At 71.9% G+C, this 24,237-nt stretch carries 22 protein-coding genes and 1 riboswitch; of the genes, 13 read left to right on the top strand and 9 right to left on the bottom strand.

The genetic code is table 11. The annotated features are described in order from the left end of the window. Positions 1 to 317: 317 nt before the first annotated feature. The 4 genes from OO67_RS23910 to OO67_RS23925 all read left to right on the top strand — a co-directional run bounded on the left by OO67_RS23910 (position 318) and on the right by OO67_RS23925 (position 5,907). Complete coding sequence (locus tag OO67_RS23910; RefSeq protein ID WP_033303309.1) at positions 318 to 881, top strand: beta-class carbonic anhydrase; 564 nt, start codon at positions 318 to 320, stop codon at positions 879 to 881. A gap of 189 nt (positions 882 to 1,070) precedes the next feature. Next, positions 1,071 to 2,117, top strand: a complete 1,047-nt coding sequence (locus tag OO67_RS23915) for an AAA family ATPase (protein WP_033303310.1) — start codon at positions 1,071 to 1,073, stop codon at positions 2,115 to 2,117. After that, positions 2,117 to 3,490: a DUF58 domain-containing protein gene (locus OO67_RS23920; protein WP_033303311.1), complete on the top strand. Its 1,374-nt coding sequence runs from the start codon at positions 2,117 to 2,119 to the stop codon at positions 3,488 to 3,490. The genes OO67_RS23915 and OO67_RS23920 overlap by 1 nt, the downstream gene beginning before the upstream one ends. Further along, positions 3,487 to 5,907, top strand: coding sequence for a transglutaminase TgpA family protein (locus OO67_RS23925; RefSeq protein ID WP_033303429.1), 2,421 nt, complete (start codon positions 3,487 to 3,489; stop codon positions 5,905 to 5,907). The genes OO67_RS23920 and OO67_RS23925 overlap by 4 nt, the downstream gene beginning before the upstream one ends. 707 nt (positions 5,908 to 6,614) lie before the next feature. On the opposite strand, the gene OO67_RS23930 is transcribed toward OO67_RS23925, so the two are convergent. From OO67_RS23930 to OO67_RS23940, 3 genes are all read right to left on the bottom strand, one after another. Continuing rightward, positions 6,615 to 7,019 carry a DUF3040 domain-containing protein gene (locus OO67_RS23930; protein ID WP_033303312.1) on the bottom strand — a complete coding sequence of 135 codons (405 nt, stop codon included), beginning with the start codon at positions 7,017 to 7,019 and terminating at the stop codon, positions 6,615 to 6,617. Positions 7,020 to 7,321: 302 nt separating this feature from the next. Next, positions 7,322 to 8,080 (bottom strand): class I SAM-dependent methyltransferase, encoded by a 759-nt coding sequence (locus OO67_RS23935; RefSeq protein ID WP_033303314.1) that lies wholly within the window; start codon positions 8,078 to 8,080, stop codon positions 7,322 to 7,324. Between the two features lie 102 nt (positions 8,081 to 8,182). After that, a complete protein-coding gene (locus tag OO67_RS23940) occupies positions 8,183 to 8,722 on the bottom strand; it encodes an SAV_6107 family HEPN domain-containing protein (protein WP_033303316.1) in 540 nt (179 codons plus the stop codon). Positions 8,723 to 8,892: 170 nt separating this feature from the next. Between OO67_RS23940 and OO67_RS23945 the strand changes: the two genes are divergently transcribed. The 5 genes from OO67_RS23945 (at position 8,893) to OO67_RS23970 (ending at position 14,862) form a co-directional block, all read left to right on the top strand. Further along, on the top strand, positions 8,893 to 9,669 hold the full coding sequence (locus tag OO67_RS23945; RefSeq protein WP_033303317.1) for an ATP-binding cassette domain-containing protein: 777 nt from the start codon (positions 8,893 to 8,895) through the stop codon (positions 9,667 to 9,669). After that, complete coding sequence (locus tag OO67_RS23950) at positions 9,641 to 11,728, top strand: YhgE/Pip family protein (protein WP_033303318.1); 2,088 nt, start codon at positions 9,641 to 9,643, stop codon at positions 11,726 to 11,728. Before OO67_RS23945 ends, OO67_RS23950 begins: the two co-directional genes overlap by 29 nt. Positions 11,729 to 11,757: 29 nt before the next feature. After that, on the top strand, positions 11,758 to 12,369 hold the full coding sequence (locus tag OO67_RS23955; protein WP_033303320.1) for a TetR/AcrR family transcriptional regulator: 612 nt from the start codon (positions 11,758 to 11,760) through the stop codon (positions 12,367 to 12,369). A 344-nt stretch (positions 12,370 to 12,713) separates the two neighbouring features. Then, on the top strand, positions 12,714 to 13,331 hold the full coding sequence (locus OO67_RS23965; RefSeq protein WP_033303322.1) for a DUF4126 domain-containing protein: 618 nt from the start codon (positions 12,714 to 12,716) through the stop codon (positions 13,329 to 13,331). Positions 13,332 to 13,362: 31 nt separating this feature from the next. Beyond that, complete coding sequence (locus tag OO67_RS23970; protein WP_033303323.1) at positions 13,363 to 14,862, top strand: phytoene desaturase family protein; 1,500 nt, start codon at positions 13,363 to 13,365, stop codon at positions 14,860 to 14,862. Positions 14,863 to 14,917: 55 nt separating this feature from the next. Here OO67_RS23970 and OO67_RS23975 read toward each other — a convergent pair whose 3' ends face one another. The 6 genes from OO67_RS23975 to OO67_RS24000 form a co-directional block, all read right to left on the bottom strand. Then, a complete protein-coding gene (locus OO67_RS23975; protein ID WP_033303324.1) occupies positions 14,918 to 15,829 on the bottom strand; it encodes a hypothetical protein in 912 nt (303 codons plus the stop codon). A 50-nt stretch (positions 15,830 to 15,879) separates the two neighbouring features. After that, positions 15,880 to 16,797: a methylenetetrahydrofolate reductase [NAD(P)H] gene (gene metF, locus OO67_RS23980; RefSeq protein ID WP_051709707.1), complete on the bottom strand. Its 918-nt coding sequence runs from the start codon at positions 16,795 to 16,797 to the stop codon at positions 15,880 to 15,882. A gap of 104 nt (positions 16,798 to 16,901) precedes the next feature. Beyond that, positions 16,902 to 17,552, bottom strand: coding sequence for a thiamine phosphate synthase (gene thiE / locus OO67_RS23985; protein WP_033303326.1), 651 nt, complete (start codon positions 17,550 to 17,552; stop codon positions 16,902 to 16,904). 185 nt (positions 17,553 to 17,737) lie between these two features. Then, positions 17,738 to 18,103, bottom strand: coding sequence for an Rv2175c family DNA-binding protein (locus OO67_RS23990; protein WP_031081112.1), 366 nt, complete (start codon positions 18,101 to 18,103; stop codon positions 17,738 to 17,740). A 59-nt stretch (positions 18,104 to 18,162) separates the two neighbouring features. After that, positions 18,163 to 19,404, bottom strand: a complete 1,242-nt coding sequence (locus OO67_RS23995; protein WP_033303329.1) for an NAD(P)/FAD-dependent oxidoreductase — start codon at positions 19,402 to 19,404, stop codon at positions 18,163 to 18,165. A 28-nt stretch (positions 19,405 to 19,432) separates the two neighbouring features. Further along, positions 19,433 to 19,774, bottom strand: coding sequence for an avidin-fold protein (locus OO67_RS24000; RefSeq protein WP_033303330.1), 342 nt, complete (start codon positions 19,772 to 19,774; stop codon positions 19,433 to 19,435). Between the two features lie 51 nt (positions 19,775 to 19,825). Beyond that, positions 19,826 to 19,938, top strand: a riboswitch (TPP riboswitch). Here OO67_RS24000 and thiO point away from each other — a divergent pair. The 4 genes from thiO (at position 19,936) to pknB (ending at position 24,237) form a co-directional block, all read left to right on the top strand. After that, positions 19,936 to 21,156, top strand: a complete 1,221-nt coding sequence (thiO, locus tag OO67_RS24005) for a glycine oxidase ThiO (protein WP_033303332.1) — start codon at positions 19,936 to 19,938, stop codon at positions 21,154 to 21,156. (Overlaps the previous riboswitch by 3 nt.) Then, complete coding sequence (gene thiS / locus OO67_RS24010; RefSeq protein ID WP_033303337.1) at positions 21,153 to 21,395, top strand: sulfur carrier protein ThiS; 243 nt, start codon at positions 21,153 to 21,155, stop codon at positions 21,393 to 21,395. Before thiO ends, thiS begins: the two co-directional genes overlap by 4 nt. 2 nt (positions 21,396 to 21,397) lie before the next feature. Continuing rightward, a complete protein-coding gene (locus tag OO67_RS24015; protein WP_033303338.1) occupies positions 21,398 to 22,192 on the top strand; it encodes a thiazole synthase in 795 nt (264 codons plus the stop codon). Positions 22,193 to 22,320: 128 nt separating this feature from the next. Further along, a complete protein-coding gene (pknB, locus tag OO67_RS24020; protein WP_033303339.1) occupies positions 22,321 to 24,237 on the top strand; it encodes a Stk1 family PASTA domain-containing Ser/Thr kinase in 1,917 nt (638 codons plus the stop codon).

Raw genomic sequence — 24,237 nt, forward strand, 5'->3', positions numbered from 1 at the left:
ACGTCGGTCGGCCGGCGGGCGGGAGAGGGCCGGGCCGCATGTACGCCGCACATCACGGGAGCTCGAAACATATAAAAAATGTGCAGAATGTGCAGGCGTGTCGGTAACTTCGCGTCACTTTAGTCCACCCTGCCATCCGATCCATTCCCGATCAACGAACCGCGCAGCGCGTCGGTCCGCCGCGGCGGCCCGGACAGCTCACCCGGCCGGGCGCCTGGACGTGAGGCTTGTGGGTTACGTCACAACAAGCCACGTTGACGTTCTTTGTCCCCTTCCACAGCACGCCAGGAGCGGTCGGGAAGGTTAACGTCATAGCTATGTCGACTTCTGCGCACCCTTCCGCCGAGACCGATTCCGCCACCGCCTCCGCAGCCCGCTCCGGAGGGACAGTCACCGACCGCCTGGTCGAGCTGAACACGCGTTACTCGGAGGCCTTCACCGATCCCGGCATGGACGCACGGCCCGTACTGCACGTCGCCGTGGTCGCCTGCATGGACGCCCGTCTCGACCTCCACGCCGCGCTCGGCCTGGAGCTCGGCGACTGCCACACCATCCGTAACGCGGGCGGCGTCGTCACGGACGACGTCATCCGGTCGCTGACCATCAGCCAGCGGGCGCTCGGTACGCGCAGCGTCATACTCATCCACCACACGAACTGTGGCCTGGAGTCGCTGACCGAGGGCTTCCGCCAGGAGCTCGAACTCGAGGTCGGCCAGCGCCCCGTCTGGGCGGTGGAGGCCTATTCGGACGCCGACCAGGACGTACGGCAGTCGATGCAGCGGGTGCGCACCTCGCCGTTCCTCCTGCACACGGACGACATCCGCGGCTTCGTCTTCGACGTGACCACGGGCAAGCTGCGCGAGATTCTCCCCACCTCCTGAACCCCCTCGACATACGGGCCACATCCGGCATATCGCGCCCACTTGTCCACAGGCGAGTGACACGAAGCGGTAACGGCAACAAGAATGCGGGTGTGACATCTCTCCGGGTCCTCCGGAGAGTGTCCGTATTTCGGGGCGGCCGGGCAGCTTTGTGCGCCGGCCCGTGCACAAAGGGCCGAGGAGGGCCGGGTGACGACCTATGACGATCGAGCGAGCCTCACAGATCTGACCACCACCGCCGAGCGGGTACGCAAGTCGGTCGAGGGTGTGATCGAGGGCAAGCCTGAGGTCGTACGGCTTTCGCTGACCGTGCTGCTCGCCGAGGGACACCTCCTCATCGAGGATGTGCCCGGGGTCGGCAAGACGATGCTGGCCAAGGCGCTGGCGCGGTCCATCGACTGCTCGGTGCGACGCATCCAGTTCACACCGGACCTACTGCCCTCGGACATCACCGGGGTCTCGATCTTCGACCAGCAGCGCAGGGACTTCGAGTTCAAGCCGGGCGCGATCTTCGCGCAGATCGTGATCGGCGACGAGATCAACCGCGCGTCCCCCAAGACCCAGTCGGCGCTGCTGGAGTCGATGGAGGAACGCCAGGTCACGATCGACGGGCAGACCTACGAGCTTCCCGATCCGTTCATGGTCGTGGCCACCCAGAACCCGGTGGAGATGGAGGGCACCTACCCCCTCCCCGAGGCGCAGCGCGACCGCTTCATGGCCCGTGTGTCGATCGGCTACCCGAGCGCCGAGGCCGAGCTCCAGATGCTCGACGTGCACGGCGGAGCCTCACCGCTGGACGACCTCCAGCCGGTGGCGCACGCCCACGACATCGTGAAACTCATCGACGCGGTGCGCATGGTCCACGTGGCCGAGTCCGTCCGTCGGTACGCCGTGGACCTGGTGGCCGCCACCCGCCAGCACCCTGATCTCAGACTCGGGGCCTCGCCCCGCGCGACCCTGCACCTGCTGCGGGCCGCCAAGGCGTCGGCCGCACTGGCGGGGCGGGACTACGCCCTGCCGGACGACGTACAGGCCCTCGCGGTCGCCGTGCTCGCCCACCGGCTGCTGCCCACGGCACAGGCACAGCTCAACCGCCGTACGGCCGAACAGGTCGTGCTGGACATCATGCAGCGCACACCCGTGCCGACGTCGGGCGGCGGGGGCGCCCCGGCGCACCCCCAGCACCGTCCCGGCAGCCCGGTGTACGACCGGCAGCCCGGCGCACGGCGGCTGTGATGGCGGCCGGGGCACCCGGCCCTGTGGACGACAGTGACGACAAGGGCGGCCTGCGAGCGGCTCTGAGCGGACTGACCACGCGGGGGCGTTCGTTCCTGGCCGCCGGTGTGGCGGCGGCGGTCTGCGCCTATGTGCTGGGCCAGGGCGACCTGCTCCGGGTCGGCCTGCTGCTCGCGGTGCTTCCTCTGGTCTGCGTCACCGTGCTGTACCGCACCCGCTACAGGGTGGCCGGAAGCCGCCGGCTGTCGCCGTCCCGGGTGCCGACGGGCTCGGAGGCACGGGTCCATCTGCGCATGGACAACGTGTCCCGGCTGCCCACGGGCCTGCTCATGCTCCAGGACCGCGTGCCCTACGTTCTGGGGCCCCGCCCCCGGTTCGTGCTGGACCGGGTGGAACCGGGCGGCGTGCGGGAGGTGTCCTACCGGGTCCGCTCCGACCTGCGCGGGCGCTATCCGCTGGGGCCGCTGCAGCTTCAGCTGAGCGATCCGTTCGGGATGTGTGAGCTGACGCGTTCCTTCAGCGCCTACGACACCCTCGTCGTCATCCCGCGCACCGAGCCGCTTCCGGTGTTGCGGCTGGCCGGGGAGGCTTCCGGATACGGCGACGGCCGCCAGCGTTCGCTGGCCCTGGCCGGCGAGGACGACATCATTCCGCGCGGCTACCGCCACGGTGACGACCTGCGACGGGTCCACTGGCGCTCCACCGCACGCTACGGCGAACTGATGGTGCGGCGGGAGGAGCAGCCGCAGCGGGCCAGGTGCACGGTGCTGCTGGACACCCGGCGGATCGCCTACCAGGGCGCCGGCCCCGGATCGGCGTTCGAGTGGGCGGTTTCCGGGGCGGCGTCCGCACTGGTGCACATGCTGGAGCGCGGCTTCGCGGTGCGGCTGCTCACGGACGAAGGAAGTGCCGTGCCGGGTGAGAGCGCCGACGGCTTCGCCGGTTCCACCCAGGAGTCGGCGGACTCGGCGGGTCTGATGATGGACACCCTCGCGGTCGTCGACCACTCCGACGGCGGCGGTCTCTCCCGTGCGTACGACGTGCTGCGCGGGAGCAACGAAGGGCTGTTGGTGGCGTTCTTCGGCGATCTCGACGAGGAACAGACGGCGGTCGCGGCCAGAATGCGGCAGCGCAGCCGCGGGGCTGTCGCTTTCGTGCTGGAGGGCGACGACTGGGCGCGGGGCGGAGACGCCTCGCCTCCCGCGCCGGTCTCCGAGCGCCTGCGGCTGCTGCGCGAAGCAGGATGGACGGCGATGGCGGTGCCACCGGGGGCGGAGCTCGCCCGGCTGTGGCAGCAGGCGGCCCGGGAGGGCTCAGGAGCGCAGTCCTCCGTGGCCGGGACGACGACGGGGCTCTCCGGGGGATGGTCATGAGCGGACGTACCCGACTGGCGCTCTGCGCGTTCTCGGCCACGATGATGGCTGCGGGTGCCCTGCTGCCCCTGGTCGAGACGTCGAAGTGGGTCCTGCAGGCCGCTTTCCTGCTGGCCGTCCAGAGCGGTGTGGGTGTGCTCGCCCGCCGGATGCGCCTGGCACGGATCCTGACGGTCTCCCTCCAGGTGCTCGTCACCCTGCTGACGCTGACCGTGGCGTTCGCCAGGGAACACGCCCTGTTCGGTGTGCTGCCCGGCCCTCAGGCGGTCCAGCGGCTCGCCGAGCTGCTGACCACGGGCGCCGACGACGTCAGCAGGTACGCCATTCCCGCACCGGCGACGGACGGCATCCAGCTGATGCTGATCGGCGGAGTGCTGCTGATCGGGCTCGCCGTGGACGTCCTCGCGGTGACCTTCCGCGCTGCGGCGCCGGCCGGCCTGCCACTGCTCGCGCTCTACTCGGTCGCCGCCGGGCTCTCCGACGGCGGGGCGGGCTGGCTCTGGTTCCTGCTCGCGGCGTGCGGTTATCTGCTTCTCCTGCTGGCCGAGGGCCGGGACCGGCTCTCCCAGTGGGGCCGGGTCTTCGGCGGAGTGTCCCGGACGTCGGGCGGCCTGGCAGCCGGAATGGAGGGGTCGGGGCGTGCCCTGGCCCCGGTCCGTACGGGCAGGCGCATCGGCGTGGTGGCGCTGGGTATAGCCCTGGTGGTACCCGCTGCCCTGCCCGCTCTCGACGGTGGGCTGCTCGACGGCACGGGCGGCGGATCGGGCGGAGGACGCGGCGGCGGCACGATCTCCGCGGTGAACCCGCTGGTTTCGCTTCAGAACAATCTGAATCAGCCGGAGAACCGGGAGGTGATGACGTACCGCACGAACTCCGGGAGCCCGCAGGACTTCTATCTGCGCATCATGGCTCTGGATCAGTTCAGCGGCGGCGAGTGGCGTCCGTCGACCCGGCGTCTGAAGGACGTCCCGGACAGGTTGCCGCAGCCGGCCGGACTGGGCGGGGACGTGGCCGTCACCGAGATCCGGACGAACATCTCGGCCTCGCGCTCCTACCAGCAGACGTATCTGCCGCTCCCCTACCCGGCGAGCGAGGTGGACGTCCAGGGCCGCTGGCGGTACGAGCCCGCGGGGCGCACCCTCGTCGGCGACGACGGGCAGACGACGCGCGGTGCCCGGTACGAGGTCAGCAGTCTGGTCGTGGAGCCGACGGCCGCGCAGCTCGCCGCGTCGATGGAACCGCCTTCGGACCTGGCCCGTGAGTACACACGGGTTCCGCCGTCGCTGCCCGATGTGGTCGAGGAGACAGCCGAGCGGGTGACCCGCGATGCCGCCACCGACTACGAACGCGCGGTGAAGCTGCAGGACTGGTTCGCCTCGGAGGGTGAGTTCCGGTACGACACGACGGTGACGTCGGGTACCGGCACGGCGGCGATCGAGCGCTTCCTGAGGGACAAGGAGGGATTCTGCGTCCACTTCTCCTTCTCGATGGCCGCGATGGCCAGGACGTTGGGCATTCCGGCCCGGGTCGCCGTGGGCTTCACGCCCGGCACGGTCCAGGCGGACGGATCGGTCTCGGTCGGGCTGCGGGATGCGCACGCATGGCCCGAGCTGTATTTCGAGGGCGTGGGCTGGACCCGCTTCGAGCCGACGCCGTCCCGGGGCAGTACCCCCGCGTACACCCTGCCGGACACGCCCTCGCAGGACCCCAGTGATCCCGCACAGCCGACGGACGGCGCGTCCGCGGTGCCCACGGCCGTCCCCTCCGCCACGGAGTCCTGCCCCGCGCAGATGCGTCAGCAGGGTGAGTGCGGCGCGTCCACGGCTCCCGGTGCGCTGGATTCGACCGATTCGGGGACGCCGGCGGGCACGGTGGTGCTGTGGGTGCTCGGTTCCCTGCTGGTACTGACACTCCCGCTGGCACCGATGCTCTGGCGGATGCGGGCGCGGGGCCTGCGGCTCGCCTCCTCGGGAGGGCGTACGGCCGCTGATGCCGCGGCCCGTGTGATGGCGGCGTGGCGGGAGATCACCGATACGGCGTGGGATCACGGAATCCCGCCGGACGATTCGCAGACCCCTCGCAAGGCCGCAGCGCGTGTCGTACGGCTGGGGGGTCTCGACGGGCCGGCGGCCGCCGCTGTCCACCGGGTGGCGGGGGCGGTGGAGCAGGTTCTGTACGCGCCCGATCCGGGATTGGTGTCCTCGTCGGCCGAGGACGTGCGAGAGGTCCGGGCGGGGCTGTGGGCCTCGGCGGGCCCCTGGAGCAGGCTGCGGGCGACACTCGCACCCCGTTCGGCCGTCCGGGTGATCTGGGCCGTCTCGGAACGCAGGGCGGAGCTCGGCCGCAGGTGGTCGGACCTGGCCGGCCGCGCCCGTCGGACGGCGCGGCTGCGCCGCCCGTCACGGCAGCAGGGTTGAGCCAGGGGGCCGGCCGGCAGGCCGGCCGCCTGGCTCAACCCCCGCACTCAGGTTCCGGCCGATGCTCGGTGCGGGGCCGGATCGCGGGGGGGGGGCGGCAGGTCCACGGGCCCAGGCACCCCGCAGCCCGCAGCCCGCAGCCCGCAGCCCGGTCCACGGGCCCAGGCCGCCGCAGGTTCAGGGCAGGTCTCCCGGATTCCTGGGGTCGGCCCACAGATTCAGGCCCCTCACAGGCCTCGGCCGGGGCTCAGGACTGCGGGCGAGCCTCGGGGGCGGGCTTACGGGCTCCTCGGCGGCTCCGGAGGCAGGCAGCGGGTCCACGACCGCCAGGCTCACGACAGGCGGGATCCACGACCGACGGGATTCACCACCGGCCGGATCCACCACCGGCGGGTCAGACTGCAGAGACGGCGTGATCATGCGTGCCCGGTACCGGACCGGGTGCAGGACGGGTGCGGGGCAGCCCCGGACGGGTACGGGGCAGCCCCGGACGGGTGCGGGGCAGCCCCGGACGGGTGCGGGGCAGCCCCGGACGGGCGCGGGGCAGCCCCGGACGGGCGCAGGACGTACGGAAAACGCGTGAGGGGCGGTCGCTGCGATGCGACCGCCCCTCACGTGTGAGGCCTGGCGTCAAGCTCTCGGCCTGCGCCTTCCGCGTCCGGGGCCCGGCGCTGGGGCTACCCACCGCCGGCCGGGAAGCGGAAAGCTCACTGGCCCTGTTCGTCGCGGCGGCGTTGCCACCGCTGTTCGATCCGGTTCATCATCGACCGGCGCTGCCTGGGGTGTCGGCGTTCGCCTCCGCCCCCGCTCGCACTCCCCGCCGGCTGCTGCTCACCGGGCTTCGGCGCTTTGCGCCATCCGGTGACCGCCAGCACGGCACAGCCCAGCATGACGAGGAATCCCGCCACGCTGACCCAGGTCTGCTGGAAAACCATTCCGGCCATGAGGAGCGCGATACCCACCAGAAAACCGGCCACCGCCTGGTAGACCCGTCGCCGGGTGTACCTGCGCAGCCCGCTTCCCTCAAGCGCTGTAGCGAACTTGGGATCTTCGGCGTACAGCGCTCGCTCCATCTGCTCGAGCATTCGCTGCTCGTGCTCCGAGAGCGGCACGGAGTCCTCCTCGTCGTCGGCCGCGGGGGCGACCGGTATGCGGCCCTTCCAGGATAGGCAGGGATTCGCCCCCGTGAAACCCGCCCTCTAGCCATAGCCAGTCCGGACCGCCATTTCGGCTCGGCTGCTGAGGCGTAGATTCCCCGACCTCCGATCCGTCATGCCGGATGGTGTCACCCGATCATACGGGGCTCGCGGCGCGATCGGGTGTTCTAGGCCGTACTCCGTCTGCAGCTGCGTTGCTGATCAGCCGTGCTGCTGCAGCTTTCGCGGCCGTACTCCGGCAGTGTCGCCGTCGCGGCTCAGGCGCGCTTCTCTCCCAGAACGTGCAGCTGGGTCGCCACCGCGTGGAAGGCGGGCAGTTCCGCGACGGCCGCTTCGAGCCTGAGGAGCTCCTCCGTCGCGCCCGGTTCGGTGTCCACGAGGACGCCCGGCACGAGGTCGGCGAAGACCCTGACCCCATGGACCGCGCCGACCTCGATGCCGGCGTCGTCGACCAGACCGGTCAGCTGATCGGCAGTGAACCTGCGGGGCACGGGGTCGCCGTCCCCCCAGCGTCCGGTGGGGTCCGCCAGTGCCTGCCGGGCCTCGGCGAAGTGCCCTGCGAGCGCCCTGGCCAGGACGGCACCACCGAGGCCCGCACCGAGCAGACTGAGCGCTCCGGCCGGGCGGAGCGCCTCGACCGCGTTCCGTACGCCCTCGGCGGGGTCGTCCACGTACTCCAGGACGCCGTGGCACAGGACCGCGTCGTAACCGACACGGTCCACCACCTCGAACAGGCCGAGGATGTCTCCCTGGACACCTCGGACCCGGTCGGCGACGCCGGCCTCCTCGGCACGGCGCTCCAGCGCGAACAGGGCGTTCGGGCTGGGGTCGACGACGGTCACCCGGTGGCCGAGCCGGGCGACGGGCACGGCGAAGTTGCCGGTGCCGCCGCCGGTGTCCAGAACGTCCAGGGCTTCCCTGCCGGTCGCCTTGACCCTGCGCTCGAGAGCGTCCTTGAGGACCTCCCAGACCACGGCGGTACGGAGGGAGGCGCGGGGGCGCAGCTGGTCCGACACGGCAGTTGACTCCTCGGCACGGTGCCGCCACGGACGGCGGAGCGTGAACAGTGCAGGTGGTACGGGTGCTCTCCACCCTATTGCCTCGCACCGCCCCCGAGGTCACTCCGCGTCGGTCTGCCGCCCGGGGCCGTCCCGCCGGGGCTGTGGGAGGACGGGCTGGAGGACCAGCATCCGCTCGACCAGGCGCAGGAACATGGCCGCGTCGCGCAGCAGGTCGTCGGCGGCGCGGCTGGTGGCCGCGCCGGGTATGCCCGCCTCCGCCCGTGCCCTGCGTCCGGCACCTGAGGCGAACAGCGCGCTCCATTCGGCGAGTTCCGGCGCGATGTCCGGAAGGACCTCCCAGGCGCTGCGGATCCGCTCCCTGCGGCGCCTGCTGGTTTCGGGCCTGCCGCGAGCGGCGAGCACGGCGGCCGCAGTCCGCAGCGCGGCGAGGTGTGCGGTGGCGTACCGCTCGTTGGGGACGTCGAGGACGGCGGCCTCGTCCAGGCCCGCGTGGGCCTGGGCGAGCAGATCGAGAGCGGCGGGCGGCGCCGTGGTGCGGCGCAGTACGGGGTGGACGTCGGTTGCCGGACCGGTCAGTGAGGGGGCAGGGCTGCCTGCGCGGCGCCGCGGGGCGGCGGCTGCGGACGAGCTGGCCATGACGAACCTCCTGTCGTCGTGTGACGGCTCCGTGGCCGTATGCATCCATGGTGAAGCCCCCCACTGACAATCCCTCAGAACTCGCCCCTGACCAGGCGCTTTGCTTCGAGCGCGAGTTCGGGCTAGCTTTTTTGCACTGACTGGTCAGTTCAAAAGATTGAGGTGGGATCGTGGAGAGCCCGCACGGGGCGGCCCTGAGCGCCGAGGACTTCGGACTGAAGGGTCCACGCGGCTGGGCCTTTCGCGGGGTGGAGTTCACCGCCGGCCCCGGATCGCTGGTCGCGGTGGAGGGCCCGTCCGGATCGGGCCGTACGTGTCTGCTGCTCGCGCTCACCGGACGGATGCGTTCCACGCAGGGCCGCGCCGAGGTCGGCGGTGAGCGCCTGCCCGGCCGGCTCGCCGCCGTACGAGGGTTCAGCGCGCTGGGCCCGGTCCCCGGGGTCAGCGAGCTGGACCCCTCCTTCACCGTCGCCGAGCACCTGCGGGAACGGGCCCTGCTGCGGCGACGCTTCGACGGGTCGCTGCGCTCCCTGTTGCGCCCCCGCGCCGAACGCGCGGCGACGGCGCGGGCGACGATCGACACCGCGCTGGAGTCCGCGGGGCTCGACCCCGCGACCCTGCCCAAAGCCGAACGGACCTCCGTGCGGGACCTGGAGCGTCTGGAGGCACTGCGTCTGTCCGTCGCACTCGCCCTGATGGGCCGCCCGCGGCTCCTCGCCCTGGACGACACCGACCTCAAACTCTCCACCGCGGACCGTGCCCTGGCCTGGGAGCTGCTGCGTTCCCTCGCGGCCGACGGGACCACCGTGCTGGCCGTGTGCAGTGAGGCTCCGGAGGACGCGCTCACCGTACGAACCCGCCCGGCGGCCGGGACGGATGCGCCCGCCGACGACACGACGACCGGAAAGGGGACGGCCGATGCGATCGCCGAAACTGGCCGCGCTTGAGCTGCGGCGCTTCGGCAGGGGCCGGATGCCGCGTGCCGCGCTCGTGGCGCTCCTCCTGCTGCCCCTGCTGTACGGGGCGCTGTACCTCTGGTCGTTCTGGGACCCGTACGGGCGCCTCGACCGCATCCCCGTGGCGCTCGTCAATGACGACAAGGGCGCGGCCACCGGGGGCGAACACCTCGCGGCCGGTGACGAGATAGCGGACCGGCTGCTCGATTCCAAGGTCTTCGACTGGCACGAGGTCGGCTCCGCCGAGGCCGAACGGGGTGTCGAGGACGGGACGTACTACCTCTCGCTGACCATGCCGAGAGACTTCAGCGAGCGGATCGCTTCGAGCGCCGGGGACTCCCCCGCCACCGGCGCCCTGCGGGTGCGTACCAACGACGCCAACAACTACATCGTGGGGCAGATCTCCAGGACCGTCTTCGCCGAGGTCCGGAGTGCCGCGTCCGCGAAGGCGTCGCGCGGCTTCCTGGACCGGATCTTCATCGACTTCTCGGGCCTGCACGACGCGACCGCGAAAGCGGCCAAGGGCGCCGACGACCTGGAGAGCGGCCTCACGAAGGCGAAGAAGGGCTCGAAAGACCTGGCGGACGGGCTCAAGGACGCCAAGTCGGGCAGCGGGACGCTCTCCACGGGCATCACCAAGCTGGACAAGGGAGCCGGCGACCTCGAGACGGGGTCCCGGCAGGTCGCCGGCGGCACCCAGCTGCTCGCCGACAAGGTCAACGCGGTCGCGGCGGACGTACGCCCCTTCCTGAAGGACAACGGCAAGGCCATCGGGGACACCTCCCGGCTGGTCGCCGACTCCTCGAAGGCCGTGCGGGACAACCTGGACCTGCTGGCAGAAGCGGCGCCCACAGCCTCGACCGCCGCTCATGCGGCATCGGACGACCTGGCCGAGGTCTACCGCGTGCGCTGCGAGGAGCAGCCGGTGCCGGACCCGGGGGTCTGCCCGCAGCTGAAGCGTGCCAGGTCCGCGGCGCAGGATGTCGCCAAGGTGTCCGACGACGTGAGCGCGCTGGTCACGAACCAGAAGGGTGACCTGACGAAGCTGCGCACCCAGCTGACCACCCTGGAGAAGCAGGCCGACGCCCTGGCGAAGCGCTCGCCGAACCTGGACACGGACCTGGAGTCCGCCGTGTCGAGGATCAACGCCCTCAACACCGGCGCGCACAAGGTCGCCAAGGGCGCCGACACACTCCACACCGGCCTCGGCACCGCCAGGACGGGGGCCGGCGATCTGGACACCGGCGTCAAGAAGCTCAAGTCCGGCGCGAAGACTCTGAAGAGCGGGCTGTACCGGCTGGGCGACGGCTCGGCCACGCTCGCCCAGGGGCTGAACGACGGCGTCGGCAAGATCCCCGACTACGACAAGAAGGACCGCGACGCCCGTACCGGTGTCATGGCCGACCCCGTGCAGCTGGCCTCCTCCTCCCTGCACGCGGCGCCCAACTACGGCACCGGCTTCGCCCCGTACTTCATCCCGCTGTCGCTGTGGGTGGGCGCGATGGTGGCGTACATGCTGATCCAGCCGCTCAACCGGCGGGCGCTCGCGGCCGGAGCCCCGGCCTGGCGTATCGCCTTCGCGGGCTGGCTGCCCGTCGCGGCGATCGGCCTGCTGCAGGTCGCCGCCCTGATGTCGGTGCTGCACTGGCGCCTCGGTCTGCAGATGACGCACGCCGCCGGCACCATCGGCTTCCTGGCACTCGTGACCTGCTGCTTCGCGGCGATCGTGCAGTGGCTCAACGCACGCTTCGGCGCGGCGGGCCGGATCCTCGTCCTGGCGGTGCTGATGCTCCAGCTGACCTCGGCCGGTGGTACCTATCCCGTCCAGACCAGCCCGGGCTTCTTCGGAGCGATCCACCCGTTCCTGCCCATGACGTACGTCGTGGACGGGCTGCGGCGGCTGATCACGGGCGGCGGCCTCGGTCCGGTCTGGCAGGGCTCCGCCGTGCTCCTGGCCTTCACCGCGGGCGCACTGGCGCTCACCGCCCTCTCCGCCCGCCGCAAGCAGGTGTGGACCCTCGACCGGCTGCACCCGGAGCTGAGTCTGTGACCACGGCGGGACCTGTGAGAATCGACGGCATGGACAGCAGTAGCACCACGCGCCGCCAGATCACCCGGCAGAAGCTCTACGAGGCGGCGGTGACCCTCATCGCGGAGAAGGGGTTCTCCGCGACGACGGTGGACGAGATCGCCGAGCGCGCCGGGGTCGCCAAGGGCACGGTCTACTACAACTTCAAGAGCAAGTCAGAGCTGTTCGAAGAGCTGCTCCGGCACGGCGTCGGGCTGCTCACGCAGTCGTTGCAGTCCGCCGCCGACTCGACCGACGCCCGCGGCGGCACCCGTGTGGAAGCGCTCGACGCGATGATCAGGGCCGGTCTGGTCTTCATCGACCGCTACCCTGCCTTCACCCAGCTGTACGTCGCCGAACTGTGGCGGACCAACCGCGCCTGGCAGTCGACCCTCATGGTGCTGCGTCAGGAGGCCGTCGCCGTCGTCGAGAAGGTGCTCCGGGAAGGCGTCGCGGGCGGCGAGCTCAGCGAGGAGATCGACATCCAGCTGACGGCCGCGGCACTCGTCGGAATGGTCCTGGTCGCGGCCCTCGACTGGCAGGCGTTCCAGCCCGAGCGGACGATAGACGACGTTCACTCCGCCCTGTCCCTGCTGCTGCACGGCCGGGTCAGCGGACGCTGATCCCCCGGCCCCGCACGAAAGCGCCGGCCCGGTGGAATTCGATCCCCCCGAATTCCACCGGACCGGCGTCCCGTGCTGCCGCGAAGCCCTCCCCCGTGACCCCGTGTCCCCCGTGGTCCCGGAACTCCGCGTCGTGCGCCCCCGTTGCCGTCCGGGGTGCCGCCCCGTTCCGCCGCCCCGTGTCGGCGGTCCGGTGCCGCGCCCCTTCCGTGGTCTCCACTCTTCCGTCCGCGCAGGTGAGGGCCCATCCGCATCCCTACTCATCTCTCGCACTAGGTAGGGATACTCAGGCCTGTGCGGCAGGGCCCACCCGGGCGCCCCGCCCACTGGCTACGATCGCGTCCGTGTCCGTACTCCCCCTGGTGTTCACGAGCGGCTGGGCGAGCGGGATCAACGCCTACGCGGTGGTCCTCCTCTTCGGAATATTCGGTGCGACCGGCCTGAGCGACGAGATACCCGAGTCCCTCCAGCGCACCGACGTGCTCGTGACCGCCGGTGTGCTGTTCCTGTGCGAGGCGGTGGCCGACAAGATCCCGTACGTGGACTCGGCCTGGGACACGGCGCACACGGTGATCCGGCCCGTGTCCGGCGCGGTCGTCGCGGCGTTGCTGGCCGGCGAGAGCGGGTCGCTGCCGGAGCTCGCGGCGGGTGCCGTGGGCGGCTCCACCGCCCTGATGAGCCATCTGGTCAAGGCCGGGACGAGAATGGCGGTCAACACCTCGCCCGAACCTTTCAGCAACATCGGGGTCAGCGTCGCGGAGGATCTCGGCGTCGCCGGGGTCGTCACCTTCGCCGTCTTCAACCCGGTGGCAGCGGCCGTCGTCGCCGGAAGCCTGCTGCTGCTCGGCCTCGTGGTACTCCTCTTCCTGGCCTCCCGCATCCGACGGTTCCTGCGCCGAAGGGCCCAGCGGCGCGAGGAGGAACGTATGGCCCGGCCGGGCGGGCAAGGGCCTCACGGATGAACTGTCGGCGGCACCCCTTAGGGTCTCTGACATGGCACGAATTGCGGTGATCGGCGCCGGAGCGGGCGCGATGGCGGCGGCCGCCCGGCTCTCCGTGGCAGGCCACCGGGTGACGGTGTACGAGCGGTCGCGGACCTACGGCGGCTCGCTCGGCCGGTACGCCCGTGACGGCTTCGTCTTCGACACCGGTCCCGGGCTGCTGCATCTGCCCGCGGTCTACCGCGACCTGTTCGTGAAGACGGGCAAGGAGAGCCTGGAGCAGTGCCTCACACTCACCCAGGTCGACCCGGCGAGCCGCCATCTCTTCGCGGACGGCACCGGGGTGTCGCTGCCCAACGCCTCACGGGCCGGGGTGGTCCGCGCGCTGGACCGGGCGCTCGGCGAGGGGGCCGGGGCACGGTGGGGCGAGTTCCTGGACCGGGCGGGCGCCGCCTGGAACCGGTCGCGCAGGCCGCTGCTGGAGGAGCCGCTGCCCGAGGACCCTCGGATGCTGAGCCGGGATCCCTACCCCGCGGTGCGCCGCCGCAGGCTGCTGCGCGCCGCCCGGCAGGCGCGGACGTCGGCGGAGGTGGGCGCCTGGGAGCTGGAGGACCCGCGCCTGGCGGCCCTGCTCGACGGGTACGCCCTGTCGTACGGGCTCGACCCGCGCCACGCCCCGGCCGCCGCCGCCCTCCTGCCGTACATGGAGGAGACCTTCGGCAGCTGGTACGTCGCCGGGGGAATGCGCGCGCTGGCCGACGCGGTGTACGAACGCTGTCTGGCCCGCCGGGTGGAGTTCGTCTTCGGTGCGGAGGTGGTCCGGGTGTCCGAGAAGGACGGCCGGGCTGCGGGGATCGAGCTGGCGGACGGCGGGAGCGTGGAGGCCGACCATGTGGTCCTGGGCGCGCAGCCGGCGCCGGGGCTCCTGCCGGTCCGGGAGGAGGGGCCCTCCGGGGCGCCGCACAGGGGTCCGGTGCCGGGCCGCTTCCTCGTCCTGCTGTCGCTGCGCGGTACCCGGGAGGCCGGCGCCGTGCACCGGACCGTGGTGCACACCGGAGACCCCGGCGCGGAGCTGGAGGCGGTGTTCGGCGGCCGGGCGGCGGAGCTGCCCACCGTGACGGTGCTCCGCCCTGACGATCCCGCCACCCGCCCCGACGAGGAGCACGAGGCGGTGAGCCTGATGGCCACGGTGCCGCCTCACGGCCCGGTGGACTGGGAGGACGCGGCGCTGCGCGAGCGGTTCGCGGACGCGGTCATCGGCCGGGCCGAGGAGGCCGTTCCCGGCCTCCGCGATCGGATACTCCACGCCGAGGTGCGTACACCCGCCGAGACCGCGGCCGACACGGGCGCCGAGGGCGGCTCGGTGCCTGCTCCGGCCCTCGCCGGGGCGGGGGGCGCGTATCTGCATGCGGGGAGCCGCACCCCGCTGCACGGTCTGTATCGGGCGGGCGGCTGGTCGCATCCGGGCGGCGGGATGGCCCACGCCGGGATGTCGGGAGCCCTGGTCGCCGGACTCGTCGTGGAGGGGGACGGCTTCCGCGGCTCGCAGTGAGCCCGCGGGCGCCGCACCGAGCCGGCCGTAGGGTGCCGACGGCCGGCCCTGCGGGTCAGTAGCGGTACTGGTCGTTCTGACCGGTGTCGTACCCGTTGCCGTACGGGGCGGGCTGGACGGGAGCCTCCGGAGGCATCGGGGGGTACTGCTCGCTCTCCCGCTGCTGCGGGACCCAGACCCCGCCCGGCGGGGTGTCGGTGTACTGCCCGGAGTACGGGTCCGCGGGCTGCTGCCCGGCGCCGTAGGCGGGGTCGTTGCCGTAACCGTCGTATGCGGCGTACTGCCCGGTGCCCGTGTCGGTGCCGGCGTAGGAGTCGGGGTATGCCGAGTCGGGGTAGGCGGCGTAACCCGCCTGGTCGGTGCCGTAGTCGTACTGGCCCGCGTAGATCCCCTGGTCCTGGTACGTGTCCTGACCCGCGTGCCCGCCCTGACCGCCGGAGGGGTCCTGGGCCGGCCGGCCGTAGCCGGTGTACGGGTCGTAGGCCGCGTACTGCGCCTGTTCGTCCTGCCGGTCTCCGCGGCCGGCAGGCGCGGGATCGGTGTAGATGCCGTACTGCCCGGTGTCGTCCGGCAGCGGCTCGGGTTCGTAGACCGCCGAGGGGCCGGCCTCCGCCTGCTGAGGGGCTCCCTCGTACTCCACGCCGGATACCTCCAGGGTGGGCTTCTGCGGGCCCGTGCCGCCCGCCCCGCGACGCCGGCGGCTCTCACCGGGGCTACCGCCTATGGCCCACCCCGTGGAGAAGCCACGCCTGAAGGAGAGCGTCACATACGTCTGGCCCGTCGCGAAGGCGATCGCCCCGAGGGCGATCACCAGCACGGAGGGGATCAGGACACCCAGGACCACACCGAGGAAGCCGGCGAAGGCGAGCAGCCGCCAGCGCAGGCGCGCCTTGTACTGCAGGAGCACCTCGCCCAGCAGCCACAGCGCCACTATGCCGAATGCGATGTAGAGGACCGTCCAGCCCACGCCCGCCCCCTCCTACGGCCACCGCCCCGGTTGGTGGCGGGTACGGCCGGTCACGACTGCTTGTGCAGTCCGAGATTCTCGTAGATCTCGAGTGTCGCCGTCGAGTTGTTGAGCGTGATGAAGTGCAGCCCCGGGACACCCTCGGAGAGCAGTTTCGCGCAGAACTCCGTGGCGAACTCGATGCCAATGGAGCGTACAGCGGCCGGGTCGTCCTTTGCCGCGAGGATGCGCTCTTTCAGCGAGGAAGGCAGAGAAGCGTTGCTGAGCTGCGCGAATCTCTCCAGCTGTTTGACGCTGGTGAGAGGCATCACCTCGGGAATGACCGGGGTGTCGCAACCCGCTGCGACGACACGGTCACGCATCTGCAGATAGCTCTCCGGGTGGAAGAACATCTGGGTGATCGCGTAGTCGGCACCGGCGCGGCACTTGTCCACGAAATGACCGATGTCGGAGTCCCAGTCGGCGGACCGCGGATGCATTTCGGGAAAAGCCGCGACGCCGACGCAGAAATCACCGGCTTCCTTGATCAGCCGGACGAGGTCCGCCGCGTACCGCACACCCTGCGGGTGCTCGACCCACTCACCCATCGGATCGCCGGGCGGATCTCCGCGCACGGCGAGGATGTTCCGGATACCGGCGTCGGCGTACTGCCCGACCATGTTGCGCAGTTCGGCGACCGAGTGGTCCACCGCGGTGAGGTGCGCCACCGGGGTGAGCGTGGAGTCCGCGGCGATCTGCTGGGTCGCCCGGACCGTCCCGGCGCGGGTCGAACCGCCGGCCCCGTACGTCACGGAGACGAAGCTCGGCGCCACGGCCTCGACGCGGCGCAGGGCGTTCCAGAGATTCCGCTCGCCCTTCTCCGTCTTGGGCGCCCAGAATTCGAACGAGAACGACGTCTCGCCCGTCGCGAGCAGATCACGCACGGTGCGCGCGTGATCCGTCCTGGTGGAAGGTGTACCAAGGGCCATACTGGGAGGTTAACCAGGGCCCGGCGGTCCCCCAACCAGAGGGGAGAAAATGCCCGGAATGAGGCAGGTTTTGTCCACCCCTCGGACACGCCACTCCGTACCGTTCAGACGGCGCGCGCCCGGATGCGCCCCGCGAGGGAGGCGGCCGCCGCGGCAGGATCCTCCGCCTCGGTGATCGCCCGTACGACGACGACGCGACGCGCGCCGGCGTCCAGCACCTCGTCCAGATTGCCCGCGTCGATCCCTCCGATGGCGAACCACGGCCGCGTCGTGCCGAGCGAGGCGGCGTAGCGCACGAGGTCCAGGCCCGGAGCGTGCCGGCCCGGCTTGGTCGGCGTGGGCCAGCAGGGGCCCGTGCAGAAGTAGTCGACACCCGCCTCGCCGACAGCCGCGTCGACCTCGGCCTCGGCGTGGGTGGAGCGGCCGATCAGCACGTCGCCGCCTATGACGGCGCGTGCTGCGGGGACCGGCAGATCGCCCTGCCCGAGGTGCAGCACGTCGGTGCCGATCGCGTGGGCGACATCGGCCCGGTCGTTCACCGCGAGGAGCGCGCCGTGACGCTTGCAGGCGTCGGCGAACACCGCCAGGTGTTCGAGCTCCTCGGCCGCCTCCATGCCCTTGTCCCGCAGCTGCACGATGTCCACGCCACCGGCCAGCACGGCGTCGAGGAACTCGGGAAGATCACCCTGCCGCTTGCGGGCGTCCGTGCACAGGTAGAGCCGGGCGTCGGAGAGCTGGGTGCGAGGCGTGGACATGCTGATTTCCCCCGTCGGTGCTTCTGTGGATCGTCGGTGCTGCTGTGGATCGTCCGTGCTGCTGTGGATCACTGATGCGGCGACGAATCGCCCGTACGTCGATGGATCGCCGTGCCGGCAAGCCCGATGAAGACGGGGTGCGGACCGTGTGTGCCACGGCCCGCACCCCGCTCACGGTCGTCCGGTCAGACGGCGAGCGCCTGGGCCCGGCGCTTCACCTCCGTACCGCGATTCTCGCTCAGGGCCTGCGCGGGGGTGCCGGGCAGGGTCGGGTCGGGGGTGAAGAGCCAGTCCAGCATCTCTTCGTCGTTGTAGCCGTCGTCCCTCAGGAGCGTCAGGGTCCCTGCGAGACCCTTGACCACCTTGTCGCCGTCGATGAAGGCGGCAGGCACCTGGAGCGTCCGGTTCTCACCACGTCGTACGGCGATCAGCTGGCCCTCCTTGACCAGCTGCCGTACGCGCGTCACCTCGACATCGAGCATTTCCGCGATGTCGGGAAGGTGGAGCCAGGCGGGGACGAGAGCATCGATCTTTGCGTCAATCTCGGTCACAAGGACAAGCGTGCCATCCCGGACCGACAGCCGGTACCCGGGCCGACCGTACGGGGCTGTCACCACCCCCGGAGCGCCGTCGATTTCAGCGGTACGGAGGAGTCGGCGGCCCGCGCCGCATCGATCCGCGCCCCGGCTTCGACGAGTTTGCGCCCCTGCGCCAGGTCGCGGGGCCTGCTGACGGCCAGCACCGCGACCAGGACCCCGCTCCGCAGCCAGCAGACCGTCCAGGACGGGTCGGCGGGGTCGCCCCGCCACAGCAGGGTGTCGGCGCCGGCGTGATGGCCTGCGTACTGCACGAAGCGCCCGAACTGCTCGGACCAGAAGTAGGGCACCGGGTCGTACGTCCTGGCCACGCCGTCCGCGAGGGCGGCGGCGACCGTCCTGGGCCCCTGGAGCGCGTTGTCCCAGTGGTGGACCGACAGCCGCTCCCCGTAGCGGGCGGACGGGAAGGACGCGCAGTCGCCCACCGCGTGGACATCGGGCAGCGAGGTGCGGAGGGAGCTGTCCGCGGTGACCGAGCCGTCCGGGCCGAGCGCGATGCCCGAACCCGCGAGCCACGCGGTCGCGGGCCGGGCACCGATGCCCACGACCACCGCTCCCGCGGGGATCATCCGGCCGTCCGCCAGGTGGACGGCGCCCTGTTCCACTCGTGCGACCCGCGCGCCGGTGAGGAGCTCGGCTCCGCTCTCGGCGTACCAGCCGGCCATCGGCGCGGCGACCTCGGCGGGCATCGTGCCCGCGAGGGGGCGGCCCGCGGCCTCGACGACGGTGACCGCGCAGCCGGCCGCGCGGGCCGCGGTGGCGAACTCGGCACCGATCCAGCCCGCTCCGACGACGACCACGTCGTGCTGCCGCTCCAGGACGGGCCGCAGGCGCGCGGCGTCGTCCAGGGTGCGCAGCAGGTGGACGCCGGGAACGCCTTCGGAACCGGGGAGCGCGACGGGTTCCGCTCCGGTGGCGAGGACCAGCGAGTCGTAGGCGACGGGCCCCTCCGGTGTGTCCAGCTCATGGGCCGCGGCACGCAGGCCCGTCACGTCGAGCCCCAGACGCAGCGTGATGTCCAGGGCCTCGAAGTCGACGTCGAAGGCGGAGTCCTCGGCCTTGCCGAGCAGGACCGCCTTGGACAGCGGCGGCCTGTCGTACGGCTGGTGCGGCTCGGCACCGATCAGGGTCACGGGACCCGTGAAGCCCTGTTCACGCAGGGCCACGGCCGTCTGTACACCGGCCATGCCGGCGCCCACGATCACGACTCCCCGTGGGCGGTGTCCCGCTGCCAGGTCCTGCGTCCGCTCGCTCACCCGCCCACCCTAACGAAGGGCTGTCCCGTCACTCCTCGAGCTCCTCCACCACGCTCGTCCCGCTGCCCTCCTGGGACTCCCATTCCCATGTCTCGTCCAGGCGGACCCGGCCGTCGGGAAGGTCCGTGACGGTCGAGACGCAGTGCCCGGACGACGTCGTTCCGTCGTGCTTCAGCTGGACGTAGCGGAAGTCCAGGGTGTCCGCGTCGCGGGTGCCGACGAGATGCCCGCGGACGACGTCGCCGCCCGCGTACTCGGCCCATATCCGGCCGTCACGCTCGTGGTACGTGAAACGGGTCCGGGTCCCGACCTGGCCGGGGGCCTGGTCGGCGACCGGCGAGAGGACGATTCCGTCGAGTGAACGGGCCACGGGTACGGCTCCCTTACTGGCTGCGACCGGTGGGGTCTAGGCTGGCCACCGTAAGACACTCGCGGGAGTCCGGACGCACCGGGCTGAGAGGGAGGCTGACCGGCCTCCGACCGTACGAACCTGATCCGGGTCATGCCGGCGAAGGGAGGGGCTGGACGCCCATGCGCACATCCGCGGAGACTTCCGACGTTCTCGTCGTCGGCGGGGGCATCATCGGTCTGGTGACCGCCTGGAGATCGGCCCAGCAGGGTCTGAGCACCACGCTGGCCGACCCCGACCCGGGCGGCGGGGCCGCCCAGGTGGCGGCCGGGATGCTCGCCGCCGTCACCGAACTCCACTACGGCGAGCAGATGCTGCTCGGCCTCAACGTGGCCTCGGCGGCGCGCTATCCGGCGTTCGTGGCCGAGCTGGAGGAGGCGAGCGGGCAGGAGACCGGCTTCCGCGCCTGCGGCACCCTGTCCGTCGCGCTGGACTCCGACGACCGGGCGCATCTGCGGGAGCTGCACGCTCTGCAGCAGCGTTCGGGGCTCGTCTCCGAGTGGCTCAGCGGCCGTGAGTGCCGCCGCCTGGAACCGATGCTCGCCCCCGGAGTGCGCGGCGGGCTGCGCGTCGACGGTGACCACCAGGTGGACCCCAGGCGGCTGGCCTCGGCGCTGGTCACCGCGTGCGAGCGTGCGGGGGTGGTCCTCCGCCGCACCTGGGCCCAGCGGCTCACCGTCACGGGCGGCAGGGCGACGGGAGCCGTCCTGGCGGACGGTACGGAGCTCGCCGCAGGTCAGGTGGTACTCGCCGGCGGGAGCCTCAGCGGCCGGCTCCAAGGGGTCCCCGAGGCGGTGGTGCCGCCTGTCCGCCCGGTCAAGGGCCAGGTGCTCCGGCTGACGGTGCCTCCCGCCTACGCCCCCTTCCTCAGCAGGACGGTGCGGGCCGTCGTGCGCGGCGGCCAGGTCTACCTCGTCCCGCGTGCGAACGGTGAGCTGGTGGTCGGAGCCACCTCTGAGGAGCTGGGCTGGGACACCACGGTCACCGCGGGCGGGGTGTACGAGCTGCTGCGTGACGCCCACGAGCTGATGCCCGGCATCACCGAACTGCCGCTGACCGAGACCCGGGCCGGTCTGCGGCCCGCCTCACCGGACAACGCTCCGCTGCTGGGCCCCACCGCACTGCCCGGCCTGCTTCTCGCCACCGGGCACCACCGCAACGGGGTACTGCTGACTCCCGTCACCGGCGAGGTGATGGCCCACGTGCTGACCACCGGCGAAGTGCCCGAGCTGGGCCGCCCCTTCTCTCCGCGCCGCTTCGCCCCCGTGACCGGCTCTCCGGAGACCTCCCGGACGGCCTCCCCCGAATACACCACCCCCGCGCCGCTGGAGCAGCCCGTATGACACAGCCCGTCCCCGCCTCAGCCCCCGTCCCCCCTGCCGTCACCGTGTCCGTCAACGGGGAGGACCGTTCCGTTCCCGTCGGCACCGCGCTGGACACCCTGGTCGCGGCGCTGACCACCGCACCCGGCGGGGTCGCCGCCGCGGTCAACGAGGCCGTGGTCCCGCGCGGCCGGTGGGCAGCCACCACGCTCGCCGACGGCGACCGCGTCGAGGTCCTCACAGCGGTCCAGGGAGGCTGACGATGTCCGACGATCTCTTCACACTCGGTACGGCCACGTTCTCGTCCCGGCTGATCATGGGGACGGGCGGGGCGCCCAGCCTCGACGTCCTGGAACGCTCCCTGATCGCATCGGGCACCGAGCTGACCACCGTGGCGATGCGCCGGCTCGATCCGACCGTGCAGGGTTCGGTGCTCTCCGTCCTGGAGCGCCTCTCCATCCAGGTCCTGCCGAACACCGCCGGCTGTTTCACCGCCGGCGAGGCCGTGCTGACGGCCCGGCTGGCCAGGGAGGCCCTGGGCACCGACTGGATCAAGCTGGAGGTCGTGGCGGACGAGCGGACCCTGCTGCCCGACCCGATCGAGCTGCTCGACGCCGCCGAGCTCCTGGTGGACGACGGCTTCACGGTCCTGCCGTACACCAACGACGACCCCGTCCTGGCCCGCAAGCTCCAGGACGTGGGGTGCGCGGCGATCATGCCGCTGGGCTCCCCCATCGGCTCAGGCCTGGGAATCCGCAATCCGCACAACTTCCAGCTGATCGTCGAGCAGGCCGGGGTGCCGGTGATCCTGGACGCCGGGGCGGGGACGGCGTCCGACGCGGCGCTGGCGATGGAGCTGGGTTGTGACGCTGTGATGCTCGCCTCGGCGGTGACCCGGGCGCAGGAGCCGGAGCTGATGGCGGCGGCGATGCGGCACGCGGTGGACGGCGGGCGCCTGGCGTACCGGGCGGGACGCATCCCGCGCCGCCATTTCGCCGAGGCGTCCTCCCCCACGGAGGGCCGCGCGGTGCTGGATCCGGAGCGCCCGGCCTTCTGAGGTCCGGGCACCGACGGCGGCCTTCCGGTCACAGCAGGTGCATGCCCCTGTCACGGCTCCGCACCGGAACGGCCCCCGGGAGACCCTGGGCCCTCCGTCGTGTCCGTGGCAGCTCGTAGACTCGCCCCGTGGACACGACCCTCCAGGACCCCCTTGTCGGGCAGCTGCTCGACGGCCGCTATCGCATCGATGCGCGCATCGCCGTCGGCGGTATGGCCACGGTCTACCGGGCCATGGACACCCGGCTGGACCGTGTGCTCGCCCTCAAGGTGATGCACCCGGCTCTGGCGACCGACGCCGCGTTCGTCGAGCGCTTCATCCGCGAGGCCAAGTCCGTCGCCCGGCTCGCCCACCCCAACGTCGTGGGCGTCTTCGACCAGGGCGCCCAGGGGGCGTACGTGTACCTGGCGATGGAGTACGTCGCCGGCTGCACCCTGCGGGACGTCCTGCGGGAGCGCGGAGCGCTGCAGCCCCGGGCCGCACTGGACATCCTCGAACCGGTGCTGGCCGCCCTGGGGGCCGCGCACCGCGCGGGATTCGTCCACCGCGACATGAAGCCGGAGAACGTCCTGATAGGGGACGACGGCCGGGTGAAGGTCGCCGACTTCGGTCTCGTACGCGCCGTGGGGACCGCCACCGACACCACCGGCTCGCTCCTGGGCACGGTCTCGTATCTCGCCCCGGAGCAGATCGAGCAGGGCACGGCCGACACCCGGTCCGACGTGTACGCCTGCGGTGTGGTGCTCTACGAGATGCTGACCGGCGGCAAGCCCCATGCCGGAGACACCGCCGCCCAGGTCATCTACCAGCATCTGAACACCGACGTCCCGGCACCGTCCGGGGCCGTTCCCGGTCTGGCCGCAGGGCTGGACGAGCTGGTGGCCGCGGCGACCGCGCGGGACCCCGATGTCCGGCCCCCCGACGCCGTGGCCCTGCTCGCGAGGTCCCGAGACGTCCGGGCGGCCCTCACCCAGGAGCAGCTCGACACGATGCCGCCGCAGGCCATCGCGGAGGTGCACGACGGCGCCGAGGACCGTACGAGCGTGATCCCCAGGGTCATCCCGGCCGGACAGGGCACCGCGCACCACACCAGCCGGCTGGAGATGCCCGCCCCCGCGGAGACGGGGAGCGGGCGACGCCTGCCCTTCGCAGGCCGCGGCCGGCGGGGGTTGGTCGCCGTGATCGCCGCCGTGCTGCTGGTACTGGGGGCGGGGGCGGGTGTCTGGTACATCAACTCGGGACAGTTCACCCGGGTTCCCTCCATCCTGGGCCAGACCCAGAGCGCTGCCGAGAAGCGGCTCGCGGACGAGGGTCTCGATCTCAAGGGCGTCGAGCGCGCCTACAGCGACACGGTGAAGCGCGGCACGGTGATCAGCAGCGATCCGGACCCGGGAGAGCGGATCCGGGGCAACGACGCCGTGAAGCTGGTGATCTCGCGCGGCCCCGAGATCGTCGAGGTGCCCGATGTCGAGAGTCTCGCGCTCGCCGATGCCCGGCGTGAGCTGAAGAAGTCGGGCTTCGCGCCCGGGATGGTCACCCGGGAGTTCAGCGAGGAGATCGACCGGGGCAAGGTGATCCGTACGGAGCCGCGGGCCGGCACCGAGCGCCGTCCTGACTCGGCGGTCGCCCTGGTCGTCAGCAAGGGCAGCCCCGTCGACGTGCCCGACGTCACCGGCCTGCCGGCCGAGGAGGCCACGGCCGCGCTGGACAAGGCGGGTCTCAAGGCGAAGGTGCTGCCCGACCGGGTCAACTCCCCCGAGGCGGCGGGCGAGATCGCCCGGCAGACGCCCGGCAGCGGCGCGGAGGCCGCCGAGGGCGACACGGTGGAGCTGACGGTCTCCGAGGGGCCGCGCATGCTCCAGGTCCCCGATGTCACGGGCAAGGACGTCGACCAGGCCCGGAGCACACTGGAGGAGGCGGGGTTCGAGGTCAAGGTCGACCGCCCGTTCCTCTCCTTCAGCGACACGGTCGGCAGTCAGTCGGTCGAGGGCGGCGAGAAGGCCGCCGAAGGCTCCACGATCACCATCAGGACCAAGGCCCTGTAG

The sequence above is a fragment of the Streptomyces atroolivaceus genome, assembly GCF_000717025.1.
Taxonomy (GTDB): domain Bacteria; phylum Actinomycetota; class Actinomycetes; order Streptomycetales; family Streptomycetaceae; genus Streptomyces; species Streptomyces atroolivaceus.

Coding starts and splice junctions, on each gene's coding strand:
- OO67_RS23910 (WP_033303309.1), top strand. CDS start 318: ATGTCGACTTCTGCGCACCCTTCCGCCGAGACCGATTCCGCCACCGCC.
- OO67_RS23920 (WP_033303311.1), top strand. CDS start 2,117: ATGGCGGCCGGGGCACCCGGCCCTGTGGACGACAGTGACGACAAGGGC.
- OO67_RS23925 (WP_033303429.1), top strand. CDS start 3,487: ATGAGCGGACGTACCCGACTGGCGCTCTGCGCGTTCTCGGCCACGATG.
- OO67_RS23940 (WP_033303316.1), bottom strand. CDS start 8,722: ATGGCCAGCTCGTCCGCAGCCGCCGCCCCGCGGCGCCGCGCAGGCAGC.
- OO67_RS23950 (WP_033303318.1), top strand. CDS start 9,641: ATGCGATCGCCGAAACTGGCCGCGCTTGAGCTGCGGCGCTTCGGCAGG.
- OO67_RS23955 (WP_033303320.1), top strand. CDS start 11,758: ATGGACAGCAGTAGCACCACGCGCCGCCAGATCACCCGGCAGAAGCTC.
- OO67_RS23970 (WP_033303323.1), top strand. CDS start 13,363: ATGGCACGAATTGCGGTGATCGGCGCCGGAGCGGGCGCGATGGCGGCG.
- metF (WP_051709707.1), bottom strand. CDS start 16,797: ATGGCCCTTGGTACACCTTCCACCAGGACGGATCACGCGCGCACCGTG.
- thiE (WP_033303326.1), bottom strand. CDS start 17,552: ATGTCCACGCCTCGCACCCAGCTCTCCGACGCCCGGCTCTACCTGTGC.
- thiO (WP_033303332.1), top strand. CDS start 19,936: ATGCGCACATCCGCGGAGACTTCCGACGTTCTCGTCGTCGGCGGGGGC.
- thiS (WP_033303337.1), top strand. CDS start 21,153: ATGACACAGCCCGTCCCCGCCTCAGCCCCCGTCCCCCCTGCCGTCACC.
- OO67_RS24015 (WP_033303338.1), top strand. CDS start 21,398: ATGTCCGACGATCTCTTCACACTCGGTACGGCCACGTTCTCGTCCCGG.